General features: G+C 47.2%; 1 protein-coding gene. It reads right to left on the bottom strand.

Features of this window, described 5'->3' with window-relative positions:
• A partial coding sequence (locus R7Z50_RS29150; RefSeq protein ID WP_318149965.1) for a dihydropteroate synthase occupies positions 1–593 on the bottom strand: 593 nt, incomplete at both ends.

Here is a 593-nt window from a genome sequence, read left to right as displayed (position 1 = left end):
AAGCATTTGTACAAATTTCTAGCTTGCGCGCGCGCGTTTCTGCCTGACCAACCTCATCGAATGCCATGACGATCACCGCTGCGCCATAACGACGGATCAGTTTAGCTTGCTCAACAAATTTCTCTTTGCCTTCCTTCAAAGAGATAGAGTTCACAATGCCTTTACCTTGAATGCATTTCAGACCCGCTTCGATCACTTCCCATTTGGAAGAGTCGACCATGATTGGCACTTTGGAGATTTCTGGTTCTGAGGCACATAGGTTTAGAAAACGCACCATACAAGCCTGTGCGTCTAACATCCCCTCATCCATGTTGATGTCGATGATTTGGGCACCATTTTCAACTTGCTGACGCGCGACTTCTAATGCTTCGTCATACTGTTCTTCTTTGATCAAACGTTTAAAGCGAGCAGAACCTGTGACGTTAGTTCGCTCACCGACATTGATGAATAAAGTCTCTTTCTCAATCGTTAATGGCTCTAATCCGGAGAGACGACAAGCAACAGGCAAATCTGGCAAAGCGCGAGGTGTAACACCTTCAACGGCCTGCGCCATTTGGCGAATATGCACCGGCGTTGTACCACAACAGCCACCA

The sequence above is a fragment of the Vibrio sp. 1249-1 genome, assembly GCF_033340495.1.
This window is presented reverse-complemented; position numbering and strand designations above follow the sequence as displayed.